The following is a 17,389-nucleotide window of genomic DNA, read 5'->3' on the forward strand; positions in this document are numbered from 1 at the left end:
GCAGCAGTATAAATATGGCTAATAATTTAAATTTGATCGAGATCATAAAACAGCAATCAAACTGGTTTTTAATAAAATTAGGATTTTTCAGTTAAAGCGCGTATAATTCGCGCCCGTTAATATTCACACTTTTACTTAAAATTATTGGAGCATAAAGATGGCTTTAGAGCGTACTTTCTCAATCGTAAAACCAGACGCAGTTGCTAAAAACCACATTGGCGCTATCTACAACCGTTTCGAATCTGCTGGCCTTAAAATCGTTGCAGCTAAAATGGTTCACCTTTCACAAGAGAAAGCTGAAGGTTTCTACGCAGAGCACAGCGAACGTCCTTTCTTTGGCGCTTTAGTATCTTTCATGACATCTGGTCCAGTAATGGTTACAGTTCTTGAAGGCGAAAACGCTGTTCTTAAAAACCGTGAAATCATGGGTGCTACTAACCCTGCTGAAGCACTAGCTGGCACTTTACGTGCAGACTACGCTGATAGCATCGACGAAAATGCTGTTCACGGTTCTGATGCTGTTGAATCTGCTGCTCGCGAAATCGCGTACTTCTTCGCTGACGAAGAGCTTTGTTCACGTACTCGTTAATTCGAATTCGTTAACAAAATGAAAAGGGCTTTCGGGCCCTTTTTTAGTCATTACGTAAAGTATTCATAAGTACATTTTTGATATTTTACTTAATGATTAAACTGAGTGAATTGTGTACAATTCGTACTTGTAAATTTTTATCTCCACCGTCACCGATTGAGGTTGTTTCATGACCGAGCAAAAAAAGATTAACTTATTAGATTTAAACCGAGATGCAATGCGCGAGCTATTTGTATCGTTCGGTGAAAAGCCATTTCGTGGCGACCAGGTGATGAAATGGATTTATCATTTTGGCGTAGATAACTTCGACGAAATGAGCAACGTAAATAAAAAGCTTAAAGAAAAACTTAAAAACGAATGCGAAATTGTAGCGCCAGAAATATCTGTTCGCCAACAAGCAAGCGACGGCACAATCAAATACGCATTAGTACTTGAAGGCGGCCAAGAAGTAGAAGCTGTGTGGATCCCAGAAAAAGAACGTGCAACGTTATGTGTATCTTCACAAGTTGGCTGTGCTTTAGAATGTACGTTTTGTTCTACCGCCCAACAAGGCTTTAACCGCAACTTAAAAGTATCAGAAATTATTGGCCAAGTATGGCGCGTAGCTAAAGATATTGGCCTTGATGGCAACAGCGAAAAACGCCCTGTTACTAACGTAGTAATGATGGGTATGGGCGAGCCATTACTTAACGTTAAAAACGTAGTACCAGCTATGGAATTAATGATGGACGACTGGGGCTTTGGCTTATCTAAGCGCCGTGTAACATTAAGTACATCGGGTGTAGTACCTGCACTTGATTTATTAAAAGAGAAGATTGACGTAGCACTTGCTATTTCACTTCACGCACCAGATAACGCACTGCGTGATATTTTAGTGCCTATTAATAAAAAGTACCCTATTGAAGAGTTTTTAGCAGCATGTCGTCGTTACATTGATGGCTCTAAAGCAAATAAAGACGTTACAATTGAATACGTAATGCTTAATGGCGTAAACGACAGCACTGATCAAGCGCATGCTTTAGTTCAAACGCTCAAAGGTACTCCATCTAAGGTTAACCTAATTCCGTTTAATCCATTCCCTGGTAACGAATATACACGTTCGAGCAATAGTCGTATTGACCGTTTTTCAAAAGTATTACAAGCCGCTGGCGTTACATGTATTGTTCGTCGTACTCGTGGTGACGATATTGACGCAGCGTGTGGGCAATTAGCTGGTGATGTAGTTGACCGCACTAAACGTATGGCGAAAAAGAAAATGCGCGAAGATAACGCTATTAGCGTGAATATTCATCAGGCATAATTGCATTAAGTGCTCGCATGTTAATTAAACCTGTGAGCACTTAAGTCGTTTATTTTTAAATAAATGATGCAACGTAAAAGCTTTTAGGTAATATAGACGCTATGGACAAAAATAAAGAGACAAGGTAATGCGATCTATACTTGCTATAACACTATCAACACTTGCCCTAAGTGGTTGTGTGAGCGAAAGTAGTTATAACGGCAGTAATAAACCCGTCGTCGAAAATAAAGTTAATAATACTGGCGCAGCACGAACACGAATTGCTTTAGCCCTACAGTATTTAAAAACGGGTAATAATTCTCAAGCCAAATACAATTTAGAACGTGCAGCAGCATTTGCTCCTGACCTACCTGAAGTACATTACTCTCTTGCTTATTACTACCAACAAGTGGGCGAAAACCCGCTAGCTGATAAAGCCTACCAAAAAGCACTTGAAATCAAGCCAGACGATCCTAACACCCTCAATAACTACGGTGTGTTTTTATGTGGTATTGATGAATACGATCGTGCAACTGATCAATTTTTAAAAGCCATTGAAGTACCAAGTTATATTCGTGTTGCCGAAAGCTACGAAAATTTAGCCTTGTGTGCTATTGAATTTGATGATTTTGAAAATGCAGAAAGCTACTTTCAACAGGCACTTAATCACAGCTCTCAGCGTACATCTACATTAATTAGCTTAGCCGCACTGTATTACGCTAAAAGTGACTTGTACAAAGCCAGTGAACTTTTAAAACGCTATGAAAGTACGGGTCGAGTATCTTCTCGCGCATTAATGCTTAGCTATCTTGTAAAAAACCGAATGGGCAGAATTGAAGAAGCTGAAAAAATTTCAAACACTATTTTGCAAACTTACTCTACCAGCAACGAAGCCTATGCGTTAAAAGAGAAAAGAACACGTTTTAATGAGTTTGAAATACTGCGAGAAAAATACCGTAAAGCGCAGTTAAAAGAACTAAAAAATGACGCAAGCGGCGCGCACGTTAGTTCAAAACCAAAAATAAAAGTTATAAGAAAGAAACGTTCGCCAGAGGACGGGTCAACAAGCTTGGTAACAAACAACGAGCAAAAAACAGATAAAAAGCTCGCAACAGCAAATAACCAAGATGTAAATCCAGTTATAGCAAGAGAAAAGCAAGCTCAAGCATTGCCAAATACGCTCATTACGCAAACCGACGAAGCAACCGTAATAGCAAAACAAGTAACGACCCAAAAAGAAGAAGCTCCTAAAGTCGTCGCGCCAAGTACCCCTACCGATACATCGGCTGTTATGCTTGCACTTACTACTGAGCACGACTCTGCAGATTCTATAGTAGCAGCGCCTGAAAAAGCGCAACCCGTTTTAGAACCTCAAAAAGAAGTTATAGCGACAAAACAACCGGCTAAAGCCGATGACGAGGTAACAATAATATCGTTTGGCGCACCTAAAACAGGCCAGTTTAATTCGCAGCAAACTAGTAACTACAGTAATTCTGCACCTGCAGTTACGAATCAAAAAAACAGTAGTGACGTGGTATTCTACGAAGCGACTAAAAATACAACCGTTTTTGAAAACAGCAACTATCAAAATAATGCTGATATTGAATTTAAAAGCTACGAAGCAGTGCAAAAAACTGAGCTTCCAATGCTTAATCCTAAAGTATCGCCTTTACGCGTGCCATTTCATGTAATTGCTGTTGGCGAAAACCTATTTAGCATTTCGGTGCGATACAATGTTAAACTACAAAAACTCCTGCAATGGAATGGTTTAAAAGAGTCGGATCGGGTAATGAATGGAAGTAAAATATACCTAAACGATCCTAATATTTATTACGAAATTAAAGCTGGTGATTCCCTTTACGATATAGCTACCCAGCGGCATGTATTAATTGATGAATTAATGCGATGGAATAAATTAAGTCCTGATATAGCATTAAAACCAGGGCACAGACTTTTACTAGTGGATCCAGACTCATACACATTATGAATGAAGAAAATACGCAAACACAGAGCGAACAGCCGACTGTAGGCCAAATACTAAAAAATCATAGAGAGCAAGCAAACGTTAGCATCGCAACTATCGCTGCACCGTTAAAGCTGTCTGAACTTCAAATTAAACGCCTTGAAAATGATGAATTTGCGTTACTAGGCCCTATCACTTTTGTTAAAGGCTATATAAAAAATTATTGCCGTGAATTAAAAGTCGATAGCGCACCTATATTAGCAATGATGCCGGCCCCACCAGAGCCGACCAAGCCCGCTAATATGCAAAGCTTTTCGCGCCGAACAGAAAAAGAAGCAAGCGACAACCGTTTAATGTTTTTTAGTTATTTAATTTTAGCGATTGTTATTGGCTCATCTGCTTTATGGTTTTGGCAAAACGCTACCCCCATTGAAGAGCAAACCAGTAAAATAAACGTTGCCAACTCAATAATGAGTGAACGACAAGCAGCTCAACCCAGTATTTTACAGCAACAGCAACAAGCCGAAATTAACGACGAATCACTATTAGAATCAAAAGATACGCTTGAAACATCAACAAGCTCAGAAGCCGTTACAGAAACGGCTCCTATTACATCTAACAACGAAAGCCAAGAAGATGCTAGCAGTACAATTGTTATGAACTTTAACGGCGAAAGTTGGGTTGAAATTTACGATGGCGAAGGCGAAAAAATAGCATTCGGCGTTAAAAAAGCAGGCTACATTATGACCGTAAGCGGAACGCCTCCTTTTTCAGTTGTGCTTGGTAAGCATGACGCTGTAGACATTACTTTAAACGGCGAACCTGTAGATGTTTCTGCATTTCCTAAAAACCGTTTAGCCAAATTTACATTACCACTAGCAGAGTAGTCGCTATGTTTTCAGAATCCCCAATTAAACGCAGAAAATCCACCCGTATCAATGTAGGTAACGTCCCTATTGGTGACGGCGCCCCTATTGCTGTGCAATCAATGACCAATACCGACACCATGGATGTTGATGCAACCGTTGCACAAATTCAGGCAATACAAGATGCAGGTGCCGACATAGTGCGTGTATCAGTACCGACTATGGACGCAGCTGAAGCGTTTAAAAGTATTAAAGAACAAGTGACTATTCCGCTAGTAGCCGATATTCACTTTGATTACCGTATAGCCTTAAAAGTGGCAAAGTACGGCGTAGATTGTCTGCGCATAAACCCAGGTAATATAGGTAGCGAAGAGCGTATAAGAGCTGTGGTCGATTCGGCTCGCGAGCATAACATTCCTATTCGTATTGGTGTAAATGGCGGCTCACTTGAGCGCGACTTACAAGAAAAATATGGCGAGCCTACACCTGAAGCCTTATTAGAATCAGCAATGCGCCATGTAGATATATTACGCCGCCTTGATTTTGACCAATTTAAAATATCGGTAAAAGCATCAGACGTATTTTTAGCGATAGGCGCCTATCGCTTACTCGCTAAAGAAATAGACCAACCACTGCATTTAGGTATTACCGAAGCGGGCGGCATGCGCTCAGGCTCGGTTAAATCAGCCGTAGGTTTAGGTATGCTACTTGCCGAAGGTATTGGCGATACACTGCGAGTGTCGCTTGCAGCTGACCCTGTTCAAGAAATTAAAGTAGGTTTTGATATTTTAAAATCGCTGCGCATACGTTCGCGCGGTATTAACTTTATTGCCTGCCCAAGCTGTTCTCGTCAAGAGTTTGATGTAGTAAGCACCATGAACCAGCTAGAAGAGCGCCTTGAAGATATTATTGAGCCTGTATCGGTTTCGGTAATTGGCTGTGTTGTAAACGGCCCAGGTGAAGCCCTTGTGAGTGATATTGGCCTTGCCGGTGCAAACCGTCGCTCAGGTTTATACATTAATGGTGAGCGCCAAAAAGCGCGTATTGACAACAACAACATTGTTGACCAGCTCGAAGGCTACGTGCGCGACTTTATTGCTCAAAAAGAGCAGCAAACACCTATCGATATTAAAATAGTCGAATAAATACCGTATAAAGCGCCAAACAGCGGTGTTTGGCGTTTACCTTTATGACCAGAACGCTATAATAGCGGGTCAATTTTTAGCATTCTTGTTGTGTAAGCATTTTTTATTACACATAAACAGCATTTAGGATTTATCAGTGGCAAAACAAATTCAGGCAGTTCGCGGTATGAACGATTGTCTGCCGGGCGATACACAAGTTTGGCAGAAAGTAGAAAGCATTTTACGCGAGACAGTAGCATCGTTCGGTTATCAAGAAATTCGTTTTCCTATTGTAGAATCAACCGACTTATTTAAACGCTCTATTGGTGAAGTTACCGATATAGTAGAAAAAGAAATGTACACCTTTGCCGATCGCAATGGCGACTTATTAACACTTCGCCCAGAAGGCACCGCAGTATGCGTACGTGCTAGCAACCAAAATGGCTTACTATATAACCAAGAACAACGCCTTTGGTACATGGGTCCAATGTTTCGTCACGAGCGTCCGCAAAAAGGTCGTTACCGTCAGTTTCACCAATTTGGTTTAGAAACATTTGGTATTGCCACAGCCGACATAGACGCAGAAGTTATTTTATTAACAGCGCAACTATGGGAAGCCTTTGGTATTACAGAGCACGTTCGTCTAGAGCTAAATTCTTTAGGGTCTAACGAAGCGCGTGCAGATTACCGTGATGCGTTAGTAGCCTACCTTGAGCAACACATTGATGTGCTTGATGAAGACTCAAAACGTCGTATGTATTCAAACCCATTACGCGTACTTGATAGCAAAAACCCAGACGTACAAGCAATTTTAACTGATGCGCCTAAATTGTCTGAAAACTTAGACGCTGAATCAAAAGAACATTTTGAAAATTTATGTGAACGTTTAGACGCTGCTGGCGTCTCATATACGGTTAATGAAAAGTTAGTACGTGGTTTAGACTACTACAACCGTACCGTATTTGAATGGGTAACCGATAGTTTGGGCGCACAAGGCACTGTATGTGCTGGTGGTCGTTACGACGGCTTAGTTGAGCAACTTGGCGGCAAAGCAACGCCAGCAGTTGGTTTTGCAATGGGTCTAGAGCGCTTAGTGTTATTACTACAAGCGCTTGAGTGTGTAGGTGACATTCGTCGTAATGCTGATGTATATTTAGCAGCAATGGGCGACAAAGCAAGCATTCAAGCTCCTGCAATTGCAGCGCAACTACGTAAAGACGTACCGGGTTTACGCGTTATGGTGCATGCGGGCGGCGGCAACTTTAAAAAACAATTAAAACGTGCTGATAAAAGCGATGCACTTGTTGCAGTGATTATTGGTGAAGATGAATTAGAAAAAGGCGTTGTGACCATCAAGTATTTACGCGAGCGTAAAGAACAAGTCACATTAGAATTAGAACAAGCTAAAGCGCTATTAGCTGAGCTTATTAACGGCTAAGCGAACATTAGAGGTAAGAATGGATATTTATTCAACAGAAGAACAACAAGCAGAAGCCATTAAACGCTTTTTCCGTGAAAACGGCATTTCACTTGCACTAGGCATACTTGTTGGCCTTGGTGGCTTATATGGCTGGAAAGCATATAACCAAAATCAAATTACTACCGCTGAAAAAGCATCAGATTCATATACAGCGCTTGTTGAAAGTGATGATGTATTATCTTCAGCTGATGCGTTTATTAGCGAAAATAAAGATACAAACTACGCAACACTTGCTGCATTTGTTGCTGCAAAAGACGCTGTAGAGGCAAAAAAATTAGACGTAGCAAGCGAAAAGTTAAGCTGGATAATGTCTAATACTGAAAATACAGAATTAAAAGCAATTGCGATTACACGTTTAGCGCGAATTCAAATTGCACAAACTAACTATGACGATGCATTAACTACATTAAATGCACCATTACCTGAAGCATTCAATGCAAACGTTGCCGAGCTTAAAGGCGACATTTACACACAGCAAGGTAATAAAGATCAAGCACGTACTGCATACCAAGCAGCAATAGATGCGGGTGGATTAACAAGTAACCCACTATTACAAATTAAGTTAGATGACCTAGCAGTAACTAGCCCAGCGGCATAAGGTTTTAGGTATGAAAAAATTTACAACAGCAGCCCTTGCCCTATGTATGGCAACACTGATGGGTTGTTCATCAAGTGATGATGAAGATGAACTAGTACTTCCTGAAATTGTAAACCAATTTGAAACTGACGTTGTTTGGCAAGAATCTGTAGGTGATGGCGTAGAGCATTACTTTTCTCGTTTAACACCCGCAGTTTACAAAGATACTGTATATGTTGCTAGCCGCGAAGGCCAAGTAGAAGCGCTTTCGCTTACTAACGGCGATACGAAGTGGGAAACCGATGTACGCCAAGATTTATCGTTTTGGCCATGGGCTGACAATGGTAATGCAAAATTATCAGGTGGTATTTTGCAAGCCTATGGTAAAATTTATATAGGTTCTGAACACGGCTTTATTATTGCTCTTGATCGCGAAACCGGTGAAGAAGTTTGGCGTAAGAATGTACCAGGCGAATCACTGTCTAAACCGACAGCAGGCGATGGCTTAATATTTGTAAATTTAGGCTCTGGTAAATTGTTAGCCCTTCACCCAGATACGGGCGAAGAGCGTTGGAGTTTTGAACAAGAAGTTCCACCACTAACATTACGCGGACAAAGCTCGCCAACTGTTGCTAACGGTGGTGTATTAGTAGGCCTTGAAACAGGCAAGCTAAGCGTTTTAATTTCAGACAGTGGTTACTCAGCATGGAGCACAGAAATTGCGGTTGCTAAAGGCGCATCAGAATTTGAACGCCTAGTTGACGTAGACACTCAACCACTTATTAGCGGTCCATACGCTTACGCTATAGCTTACAACGGCAACTTAGCCGCTGTAGATATTCGCTCTGGCAATGTTGTATGGAAACGCGAGTACAGCAGCTACCGCGAAATTGCGATGGATGCACAAACAATTTATTTAGTAGATAGCGATGGTGTTATTTACGCATTAGATAAAAATTCAGGTATTGAACGTTGGAGCCAACCCGCTCTACGCGGTTGGTACCTAACAGGCCCTGCAGTTGCAGGTAGCCACTTAGCTTTAGGCGACCAAGAAGGTAACCTACATTGGCTAAATAAAGAAACTGGCGAGCTAGTATCTCGTGAAGACTTTGACAGCTCGGGCTTTTTTGTTGAGCCAGTTGTTGCCGACGATAAGCTAATTTTATACACCCGTGATGGTGAAGTTAGTATGGTAAAAATGCCAAACTAAGTTACTAATAGTCATATGGTTTTTTTAAGGCTTCGCACTGCGAAGCCTTTTGTTGTTTTTTAAAGAGGTAGTTTATGCTTCCCGTGATCGCTCTAGTTGGGCGACCCAATGTGGGCAAGTCCACATTATTTAACCGTTTAACACGTACTCGTGATGCACTCGTAGCCGATTTTCCAGGTTTAACACGAGATAGAAAATATGGCCAAGCTAGTTACGATGGCTATGAATTTATCGTGGTAGACACGGGCGGTATTGATGGCTCAGAAGAAGGCATCGAAATCGAAATGGCAGATCAATCTCTGCTAGCCATTGAAGAAGCCGACATTGTTCTGTTTTTAGTAGATGCTCGTGTAGGTATGACCGTAGCTGACCAAGCCATTGCTAATCACTTGCGTAAACAAGAGAAAAAGTGCTTTGTTGTTGCCAATAAAACCGATGGCATTGATGCAGATTCAAACTGTGCTGAATTTTACCAATTATCATTAGGTGAAATACATCACATTGCAGCTGCACATGGCCGTGGTATTACCCTATTACTTGAACAAACACTTCAGCCGCTTATTGCTGAACTAGCTGCTCAAGATGAAGAAGTAACAGGTGATGACGAAGAGCTTATTAATCTTTACGAAGAAGGCGAAGGTGATGATACCGATCATCAAGCGTTTGCAGACAAACCTGTAAAGCTTGCTATTATTGGTCGCCCTAACGTTGGTAAGTCAACACTTACAAACCGTATACTGGGTGAAGATCGCGTAATTGTATACGACATGCCAGGTACAACGCGCGATTCTATTTATATTCCAATGACGCGTAACGACAAAGAGTATGTGTTAATTGACACAGCCGGTGTTCGTAAGCGTAAAAAAGTAAGTGACGTAGTTGAAAAGTTCTCAGTAATTAAAACATTACAAGCAATCGAAGATTGTAACGTGGTTTTACTTGTTGTGGATGCGCGCGATGGTATTTCTGATCAAGACTTAAGCTTATTAGGTTTTGCTCTTAACTCAGGTCGTTCGCTGGTTATTGCCGTTAATAAATGGGATGGCCTTGACGACTACGTTAAAGATCGTATTAAAACAGAGCTTGATCGCCGTTTAGGCTTTATTGACTTTGCACGCTTACACTTTATATCTGCACTTCACGGTACAGGTGTTGGTCATTTATTTGAATCGGTTGATGAAGCGTACGAGTCAGCAACTAAGCGTATTAGCACCGCAATGCTTCGCCGTATTATGGACATGGCACAGGCCGATCACCAGCCGCCGCTTGTTCGTGGTCGTCGTGTTAAGCTTAAATATGCGCATGCCGGTGGTTACAACCCGCCACGTATCGTAATTCATGGTAACCAAGTTCACGATTTACCAGATAGTTATAAACGCTACCTGATGAACTACTACCGTAAAGCACTTAAAATTATGGGCACCCCAATCAAAATTGAATTTAGAGAAGGTGATAACCCATTTGCAGGGCGAACTAATAAAGTAACGCTTTCGCAAAAACGTAAAATACGTGCCTTTGCAAAAGAAAACCGTAATAAATAAATTCGTTAGAGTTAATTTATTACAAAAAAACGGCGTACTTTTTAGTACGCCGTTTTTTATGCTTTATACCAATTAGCTTAATTAAGTGATCTATTTTGAGATTTGAAAAACGTGTTGCTAGCTAGGCAAAAAATTCGCTATTTAGTGGTTCAAATGAGAATTTTTAATGCAGGGAGCGACATATTTAGCTCCGCAAAATGATTAAGTATTATTGCAGATAAGTACGCTTATAATCCTTCATATTCAGCTTCCCTTGGCTTTAAAATATGTTCTTGGCAAGTCATTTTGTTCCAACAATCCGTTTCAGGTACGCCGTAATACCAGGCTCTAAAAATCGGTTGATACTTTTCAATCACCCGTTGTTGCATACGTTTTGAAAAATGAGGTAAGTACATAGTTTTGATCACCGTAATGTGCCTTTTAATCGTCTTTCCTAAATTAAAGCGCGCTTGGAGATACCTTATGTCTGCTTTTTTATATTCCCTGCTATCAGGTGTAAAGTTTTGCATGTCTTGTTTAGGGCCAGTCGCCCAGCCAGCTACTTTATTCATTTGTTCAGCAAACGGCTTAACGGTAAACGTAATATGAATAGGGTCATCAGCATCGGTGGGCCCAAAACCTCGCGGAAATCCGCCTTGGTGATAATTAGGATGGGTAACCGTAAACTCAATCGATGCATAGGCGTTGGGCTGTAATAAATCCAAACGCTCCCGTGGGAAGGTAATTGGCTCATTAGCATAGGCAGCTTTAAAATACTTATAACCAAAATCAATACCACAGCTACTATGACCACACGACTCTGAATAGGCCGACTTTATCAAAAAAGGCAATTCTGGCACTGAGCCATCTTCTGTTTCAATCGTCACAACAATGGGCCCACGATAGCCATGTGCTTTATCAAATAAAAAATCACAGCCTGATGTCAAAACACACGCCAGTAGCACACAGTAAAATTGCAGTGCAGTTTTACGCTTATAATCCTTCATACTCAGCCTTCCTTGGTTTTAAAATTTGTTCTTGGCAAGTCATGCTTTTATTAGCAGCACTTGCGAGCTTAAAATTAATGTAGCATTCAAGACTACTTTATTATTCAAAGTTAAGTAATGCTAATTGCACCAGCCGTTCAACTGTCGTGTCTTGAACATTTTTAGGCGCTCTGGGGTAATACTTTGATTTTGGCGGCTTAATAGTTATAAACCCATGATTGGTTGCCATTTCGTGGGCTAACAGCTTTCGCTCTCGGGGGGTTAAATGGTTTTCGTGTATTTTTGCCAGCTCGCCGCTATCAAGCCATATGCCTGCACAACCTGGGCATTCGTCTATTTCAACCACTTTAAGCGGCGAAAAATACCGGCGCATCATCACAATACTTAAACATTTAGGGCAATTTACTCGCGATGAGACTTCGCCCTCACCTTCGGTATAATTACTCAAATACTTAAGTAAAACCTGAGCATGCTTTAACTCCGGCGAGCTAAACTTAAAAATTTGGCTGTTATCAAAAAATACGCCGCCTTGCGCTGACGTAAAAACAGTAATCCCGCCAACAAGTAAAGGTTCAAGTGGCGTATTACTACGAGGACAATACATTTAAAATTCCTTTTTATTTATTTTCTTTTACTCAAGTGCTTTGTGAATAAGCCCAACAAGCGGCGCCGGTAACGTAATATTACCTGCAAGTACAAACTCATGGGCTTCATCTGACATTTTTTGCCATGTACGACGAATAATACCAATCCATTTTTCTTCATTGTAATCTGGTTTTGCATTGGCAAACCCAAGCATGTAGTGCTCAATAAATACCAAACTTGCTACATCTTCAACTAGTTGGCTATCTGGATTGCGCTTAATATCTTTTTTAGCAACAGCGTTATAAACACGGTTTTGGTCCGTATCGTTAAACCCAGCCTGTTTCATTAATTCAACGGCTAGTGACGCATGAAAAATATAAAGTGCGCTGCGCCATTGATGATAACCCTGCTTGTTCATTTCAAAGTCGCTACGTGGCGACTTCCAACGCTGAATATGCTGTGCGCGCACTGCAACTTGCATGAGTGCATCGGCGTTAGGTTTAAAGCGAGTTAACATTTCGCTCATACGCAAGGCGTATAAATACTCTTTTGGAAAGCTTTGCCCATTGTACTGCTCAGTATTAGGGTCTAGGTTATTAGCTTCATCAATCAGCGCTATTACTTTATTAAACATGACAGTCTTTTATTGTAATTAGTTTTAGTCATTCTAAACGCTGATAAAACAATAAACTAGTGGCCCACTCACTTCAGCGGTGAAATTTGTTCAATCAAAAGTAAAACCGATTGATACTGGTTATAAAAGTAAGCGCATTGATAAGGTTAACTTGGTACTATATTAAAAACAAAAATGACACATGTGCGTAAACTAATAAAAATTAACGCGCTAAAAATGAGAATAATATGTTTAAAAAAACAATTTTAGCTATTTGCTTAGCTGTAGCATCACTGCCGAGCGCAGCCGATAGCAATGCAGATTTAAAAACCATTATTGATAACCATTGGCAAAATGCAAAAGCCGAAAAAATATTCTTTCGTACCGACCCTGATGGTTGGAAACCCAGTGGTACATTACCAAATTGGACCGAACAAGCCATTGCAAAGCGCCAAGCTTATAATAACAATGTATTAAAAAGCTTAAGTAAAATAGATCCTAAAACGCTGAGCAGCTCGCAATTAATGAACTACCGTTTATTTAAATACGAGCGAGAAACAGAGCAGCAAAGTTACCTTTTTCAAGATAAGTATTTTCAGGTTAACTTTTTAAGTGGCTGGCATACCTACTTTGCCGAAGCACCGGCTAATATGGCATTTTTAACACCTGATGATTACAACGCATTTTTAGTAAGCCTTGCCGACTACCCTCGCTTTAATCAAGAAAACATTAACTTGATGAAGGAAGGAATTGAACTGGGGTATACGCACTACTGCAAAACATTTAAAAATTACAGCCAGAGCATTAACGCTCATATTGTTAAGCAACCTGAAAACAGTGCCTTATACGAGCCCTTTACACGTATACCAAATACGTTTACAGCAGAGCAAAAGGCCACATACCAAAACAAAGCAAAAGCCTTAATTAGCTCAAAAGTAGTACCGGCTTATCAGCACTTTTACGACTTTTTTGAAAACGACTACATGCCTAACTGTAGAGCGCAGCCAGGTATTTCAAGCGTTAAAGGCGGGCTTGAGTATTACAAATATGCAGTTAATTACTACACCACAACCAATGCCACACCAAAGCAAATTCATGAGCTTGGCTTAAAAGAAGTGGCGCGTATAAAAACGCAAATGCAAAACATCATTGATAAAGTAGGTTTTGATAGCACGTATGCTGAGTTTTTAGAATTTTTAGCGACCGATGAGCAATTTTACGCAACAGACGCGCAAGACCTGCTTGAAAAAACAGCCTTTATTACGCAAAAAATGTATGGCAAGTTACCCACCTACTTTAATCATTTACCGCGAAACACCTTTACTATAAAAGGCTCAGCGAGTCGCGGCGCGTTTTATATGCCACCTGCTGATAACCGCTCCCCTGGCACTTACTTTTTAGCCTCAACACCTAAGTTGCAACCTTTGTATAATTTAGAAGCGCTAAGCCTGCACGAGGCAATACCAGGGCACCATTTACAAAACGCTATTGCAATGGAGTTAAATGTACCCGAATTTAGACGCACACTTAGCCACTCAGCATTTGGCGAAGGCTGGGCACTTTACACCGAACGCTTAGGTAAAGAAGCCGGCTTTTATCAAGACCCATACAGCGACTTTGGTCGTTTAGGTTACGAAATGTGGCGCGCCGTGAGACTCGTTGTTGATACCGGTATTCATGCATTTGGCTGGAGCCGCCAAAAGGCAATTGACTACTTGGCAGATCACACTGCTTTGCCACAAAGCGCGGTGGAGGATCAAATAGATCGTTATATATCATGGCCAGGCCAAGCGCTTTCGTACAAAATGGGCGAAATAAAAATACGCGAACTGCGTGCAAAAGCCGAAAAAGAACTCGGGGCTAAGTTTGATATTCGCAGCTTTCACGACACCGTTATCGGCCAAGGCTCGCTGCCTATGGAAGTATTAGAAGACGTAATAAACGATTGGATAGCAAAACAAAAATCGGCTATTTAACATTAAAGGAGGCGGTATTATTTGCCGCCTCTTTTTAAAACCCTCTTAAACACCTCAAAACTAATCCCTACCCGCTTTTGCTTCGTAAAGTTAATGATTACAAAAACCTGAGTAAACCTATGAGCAAACGCATTTTATATTGGCTACAAAACGATTTACGAATAGACGACAACCCTATTTTAAGCGAACTTGCTACTAAGCAATGTGCGCTCGATATTGTATTTGTAATAAACCCGCACTGGTTTAAAAATAATAACTATCAACAAAAGCCGTATGGCGTGCATAAACAGCAGTTTTTAATGCAAAGCTTGTACGAACTCCAACAAGCACTTATTGAGCGCGGGCAAACCCTGCATGTGCTTGAAGGGGAACCTGTATCGCTTTTGAAAGCGCGTATTAATAAGCAAAATATTGATGAAGTTGTATACAGCGAGCAATTTGGCCTGTACGAGCAACGCCAAATAAACTTACTCAAAGCACATTGCCCCAATGTACAGTTTACAGGGGCGCAGCAAGACACGCTCTTTAAGCAAAGTGACCTCCCCTTTGATTTAAGCGAATTACCTAAACACTTTACCCCGTTTCGTAAAAAGGTAGAGGCCGCCACTAGCCCCATTTCACTTTCAACATTACCAAACGGTTTGCTCCCTCAGCCAATAACCCTGTGCGCTAAAAAACCTTTAGAGCGTATAGCAAATAATGGTGTAATGCATGGCGGGTTTAAAAGTGCGCAAACACACTTAAAGCAATACTTTTCAGGTTTACTACCAAGTACTTATAAAATAACTCGAAACGAGCTTGATGGCTTTAATAACACCACAAAATTTAGTACCTGGCTTGCTTTTGGCTGTGTAAGTGCGCGGCAAGTTTATAAAGCAGTTGAGGCGTACGAACATAACCAAATAACAAACGAGTCTACTTACTGGATTAAATTTGAATTGCTATGGCGAGAATATTTTAAATGGCATGCACTTAAGGCAGGTAAAAGCCTGTTTAATTTTAAAGGCCAAAAGCAAACAAAACCCCTTACTACATTTATGCCAAACCGCTTTGCTGCATGGTGTAATGGCTCAACACCCTACCCATTAGTCAATGCCATTATGAACGAGCTAAACGCTACGGGTTATATATCAAATAGAGCAAGGCAAATTGCAGCAAGCTGCTTAGTGAACGAGCTTGGCCTTGATTGGCGCTATGGGGCAGCTTATTTTGAACAACAATTGATTGATTACGATGTAGCCGCTAATTGGGGTAATTGGCAATATATAGTAGGTGTAGGCGTTGATCCGCGTGGTGGTAGGCACTTCAATATTGAAAAACAAACGTTACAGTTTGACCCGCACGCTGTTTACACTAATAAATGGCAAGGCAATGAAAATACCAGCACGCAGCTGGATACCTTAAACGAAGTTGATTGGCCAATTTAAACCGCCAATCAACTTTTACAAAGTAACGTTTAAAACAGCTCAGCAATGCCTATATTAATAGCGTAACCACCCAATGTTAAAAACAAAAATAAACACAGCGCCAGTAACAGCGGTTTAATACCCGCTTGGCGAATTGCCCCTACATGTGTGCGTAAGCCTAAAGCCACCATCGCAATGGTGAGTAATATATTATCAAACCAAACAACTGCGCTTGTAGCCACTTGAGGAATAACTGATAGCGAATGTACACCACTTGCCACAATAAATAACACCGCAAACCAAGGGATCGTAATACCTGCTTTTTGCTCGCCGCCATGCTCGTTATTGTTTGTTTTAGCATGCTTTTTACTTTGCCAAAACGATAAGCCCACTAAAAATGGTGCAAGCATCATCACCCTTAGCATTTTTTCTATAACGGCGGTATCTGCAGCATTGGCGCTTACAGCAGTGCCCGCTGCAACCACTTGCGCTACTTCATGAATAGTTGAGCCTACAAAAATACCGTAAGCGTGTTCACTCAGCCCCATGTAATCAAACATAATTGGGTAGGCGAACATGCTTAACGTGCCAAACACCACCACCGTTGCCACCGCTACCGATACTTTATGCGCCTGTGCTTTTATTACAGGCTCAGTTGCCATAACCGCAGCGGCACCACAAATAGAACTACCCGCGCCAATTAATATGGTTGTTTGTTCATCAAGCTTAAATACGCGCTTACCTAGCTGCACTGCCAAAATAAATGTGCCTAACAGCATTACAACATCGGTTAATAAGCCTTCCCAGCCTACGCCCGCTACTTGCGCAAAGGTAATTCTAAACCCAAACAACACAACCCCCGCTTTAAGCAATATACTTTTAGCGTAATCAACACCTATATCGGTTTGCGTAGCAATACGCGAAAACACACTGTTACCCACAATAATGCCAAGCACTATACCAATAGTTAAAGAGCTAAATTGCGCACTTTGCATTATGGATAACTTACTTAATGCAACAGATGCTCCCGCCAAAACAACCACCAGCACCATACCTAACCACCAGCGCGTATCGCCGTATTGCTTAGTATTAATACCCAAATTTTTAATAGCGCTAAGCATAATATTCTCTCAATTGAACAACGTTAAACTGTTGACTTCATTTTAAGAAAGCGCAAAATATAACTCCAATACA

At 41.0% G+C, this 17,389-nt stretch carries 15 protein-coding genes; 11 read left to right on the forward strand and 4 right to left on the reverse strand.

All coding sequences use genetic code 11. From position 1 onward, the window contains the following. Positions 1–157: 157 nt before the first annotated feature. The 9 genes from ndk (at position 158) to der (ending at position 10,629) form a co-directional block, all read left to right on the forward strand. Positions 158–589: a nucleoside-diphosphate kinase gene (gene ndk, locus ABX891_RS16930; protein WP_007377442.1), complete on the forward strand. Its 432-nt coding sequence runs from the start codon at positions 158–160 to the stop codon at positions 587–589. A gap of 169 nt (positions 590–758) precedes the next feature. Beyond that, on the forward strand, positions 759–1,889 hold the full coding sequence (rlmN, locus tag ABX891_RS16935) for a dual-specificity RNA methyltransferase RlmN (RefSeq protein WP_149592712.1): 1,131 nt from the start codon (positions 759–761) through the stop codon (positions 1,887–1,889). Between the two features lie 127 nt (positions 1,890–2,016). After that, positions 2,017–3,855, forward strand: coding sequence for a type IV pilus biogenesis/stability protein PilW (pilW, locus tag ABX891_RS16940; protein WP_354630158.1), 1,839 nt, complete (start codon positions 2,017–2,019; stop codon positions 3,853–3,855). Then, positions 3,852–4,718, forward strand: a complete 867-nt coding sequence (locus ABX891_RS16945; RefSeq protein ID WP_354630159.1) for a RodZ domain-containing protein — start codon at positions 3,852–3,854, stop codon at positions 4,716–4,718. Before pilW ends, ABX891_RS16945 begins: the two co-directional genes overlap by 4 nt. A gap of 5 nt (positions 4,719–4,723) precedes the next feature. Beyond that, the gene (gene ispG, locus ABX891_RS16950; protein WP_165744163.1) at positions 4,724–5,842 is read left to right on the forward strand and encodes a flavodoxin-dependent (E)-4-hydroxy-3-methylbut-2-enyl-diphosphate synthase; all 1,119 of its coding nucleotides are present in this window, start codon (positions 4,724–4,726) and stop codon (positions 5,840–5,842) included. A 136-nt stretch (positions 5,843–5,978) separates the two neighbouring features. Then, positions 5,979–7,259, forward strand: a complete 1,281-nt coding sequence (hisS, locus tag ABX891_RS16955) for a histidine--tRNA ligase (protein ID WP_354630160.1) — start codon at positions 5,979–5,981, stop codon at positions 7,257–7,259. 19 nt (positions 7,260–7,278) lie between these two features. After that, the gene (locus ABX891_RS16960) at positions 7,279–7,899 is read left to right on the forward strand and encodes a YfgM family protein (RefSeq protein ID WP_354630161.1); all 621 of its coding nucleotides are present in this window, start codon (positions 7,279–7,281) and stop codon (positions 7,897–7,899) included. Between the two features lie 10 nt (positions 7,900–7,909). Next, positions 7,910–9,088 (forward strand): outer membrane protein assembly factor BamB, encoded by a 1,179-nt coding sequence (bamB, locus tag ABX891_RS16965; protein WP_354630162.1) that lies wholly within the window; start codon positions 7,910–7,912, stop codon positions 9,086–9,088. A 74-nt stretch (positions 9,089–9,162) separates the two neighbouring features. Then, positions 9,163–10,629 carry a ribosome biogenesis GTPase Der gene (gene der / locus ABX891_RS16970; protein ID WP_354630163.1) on the forward strand — a complete coding sequence of 489 codons (1,467 nt, stop codon included), beginning with the start codon at positions 9,163–9,165 and terminating at the stop codon, positions 10,627–10,629. 227 nt (positions 10,630–10,856) lie between these two features. On the opposite strand, the gene ABX891_RS16975 is transcribed toward der, so the two are convergent. The 3 genes from ABX891_RS16975 to ABX891_RS16985 form a co-directional block, all read right to left on the reverse strand. After that, on the reverse strand, positions 10,857–11,615 hold the full coding sequence (locus ABX891_RS16975) for a hypothetical protein (RefSeq protein WP_354630164.1): 759 nt from the start codon (positions 11,613–11,615) through the stop codon (positions 10,857–10,859). A gap of 100 nt (positions 11,616–11,715) precedes the next feature. Next, entirely contained in the window at positions 11,716–12,219 is a 504-nt protein-coding gene (locus tag ABX891_RS16980) for a TFIIB-type zinc ribbon-containing protein (protein WP_354630165.1), read from the reverse strand. A gap of 27 nt (positions 12,220–12,246) precedes the next feature. Further along, entirely contained in the window at positions 12,247–12,834 is a 588-nt protein-coding gene (locus ABX891_RS16985; protein WP_197099081.1) for a DUF4202 domain-containing protein, read from the reverse strand. 227 nt (positions 12,835–13,061) lie between these two features. Here ABX891_RS16985 and ABX891_RS16990 point away from each other — a divergent pair, with 227 nt between their 5' ends. Together ABX891_RS16990 and ABX891_RS16995 are read left to right on the forward strand one after the other, a co-directional pair. Next, positions 13,062–14,789, forward strand: a complete 1,728-nt coding sequence (locus ABX891_RS16990) for a DUF885 domain-containing protein (protein WP_165744167.1) — start codon at positions 13,062–13,064, stop codon at positions 14,787–14,789. Positions 14,790–14,908: 119 nt separating this feature from the next. Beyond that, positions 14,909–16,216: a DASH family cryptochrome gene (locus ABX891_RS16995; protein WP_165744168.1), complete on the forward strand. Its 1,308-nt coding sequence runs from the start codon at positions 14,909–14,911 to the stop codon at positions 16,214–16,216. 29 nt (positions 16,217–16,245) lie between these two features. Here ABX891_RS16995 and ABX891_RS17000 read toward each other — a convergent pair whose 3' ends face one another. Next, complete coding sequence (locus ABX891_RS17000) at positions 16,246–17,316, reverse strand: YeiH family protein (RefSeq protein ID WP_354630166.1); 1,071 nt, start codon at positions 17,314–17,316, stop codon at positions 16,246–16,248. Positions 17,317–17,389: the final 73 nt, after the last annotated feature.

Source organism: Pseudoalteromonas sp. NCIMB 1079 (assembly GCF_040567695.1).
In the GTDB taxonomy this organism is placed as follows: domain Bacteria; phylum Pseudomonadota; class Gammaproteobacteria; order Enterobacterales; family Alteromonadaceae; genus Pseudoalteromonas; species Pseudoalteromonas distincta.

Coding starts and splice junctions, on each gene's coding strand:
- ndk (WP_007377442.1), top strand. CDS start 158: ATGGCTTTAGAGCGTACTTTCTCAATCGTAAAACCAGACGCAGTTGCT.
- ABX891_RS16960 (WP_354630161.1), top strand. CDS start 7,279: ATGGATATTTATTCAACAGAAGAACAACAAGCAGAAGCCATTAAACGC.
- ispG (WP_165744163.1), top strand. CDS start 4,724: ATGTTTTCAGAATCCCCAATTAAACGCAGAAAATCCACCCGTATCAAT.
- ABX891_RS16990 (WP_165744167.1), top strand. CDS start 13,062: ATGTTTAAAAAAACAATTTTAGCTATTTGCTTAGCTGTAGCATCACTG.
- ABX891_RS16980 (WP_354630165.1), bottom strand. CDS start 12,219: ATGTATTGTCCTCGTAGTAATACGCCACTTGAACCTTTACTTGTTGGC.
- ABX891_RS16995 (WP_165744168.1), top strand. CDS start 14,909: ATGAGCAAACGCATTTTATATTGGCTACAAAACGATTTACGAATAGAC.
- ABX891_RS16945 (WP_354630159.1), top strand. CDS start 3,852: ATGAATGAAGAAAATACGCAAACACAGAGCGAACAGCCGACTGTAGGC.
- ABX891_RS16975 (WP_354630164.1), bottom strand. CDS start 11,615: ATGAAGGATTATAAGCGTAAAACTGCACTGCAATTTTACTGTGTGCTA.
- ABX891_RS16985 (WP_197099081.1), bottom strand. CDS start 12,834: ATGTTTAATAAAGTAATAGCGCTGATTGATGAAGCTAATAACCTAGAC.
- pilW (WP_354630158.1), top strand. CDS start 2,017: ATGCGATCTATACTTGCTATAACACTATCAACACTTGCCCTAAGTGGT.
- rlmN (WP_149592712.1), top strand. CDS start 759: ATGACCGAGCAAAAAAAGATTAACTTATTAGATTTAAACCGAGATGCA.
- ABX891_RS17000 (WP_354630166.1), bottom strand. CDS start 17,316: ATGCTTAGCGCTATTAAAAATTTGGGTATTAATACTAAGCAATACGGC.
- der (WP_354630163.1), top strand. CDS start 9,163: ATGCTTCCCGTGATCGCTCTAGTTGGGCGACCCAATGTGGGCAAGTCC.
- bamB (WP_354630162.1), top strand. CDS start 7,910: ATGAAAAAATTTACAACAGCAGCCCTTGCCCTATGTATGGCAACACTG.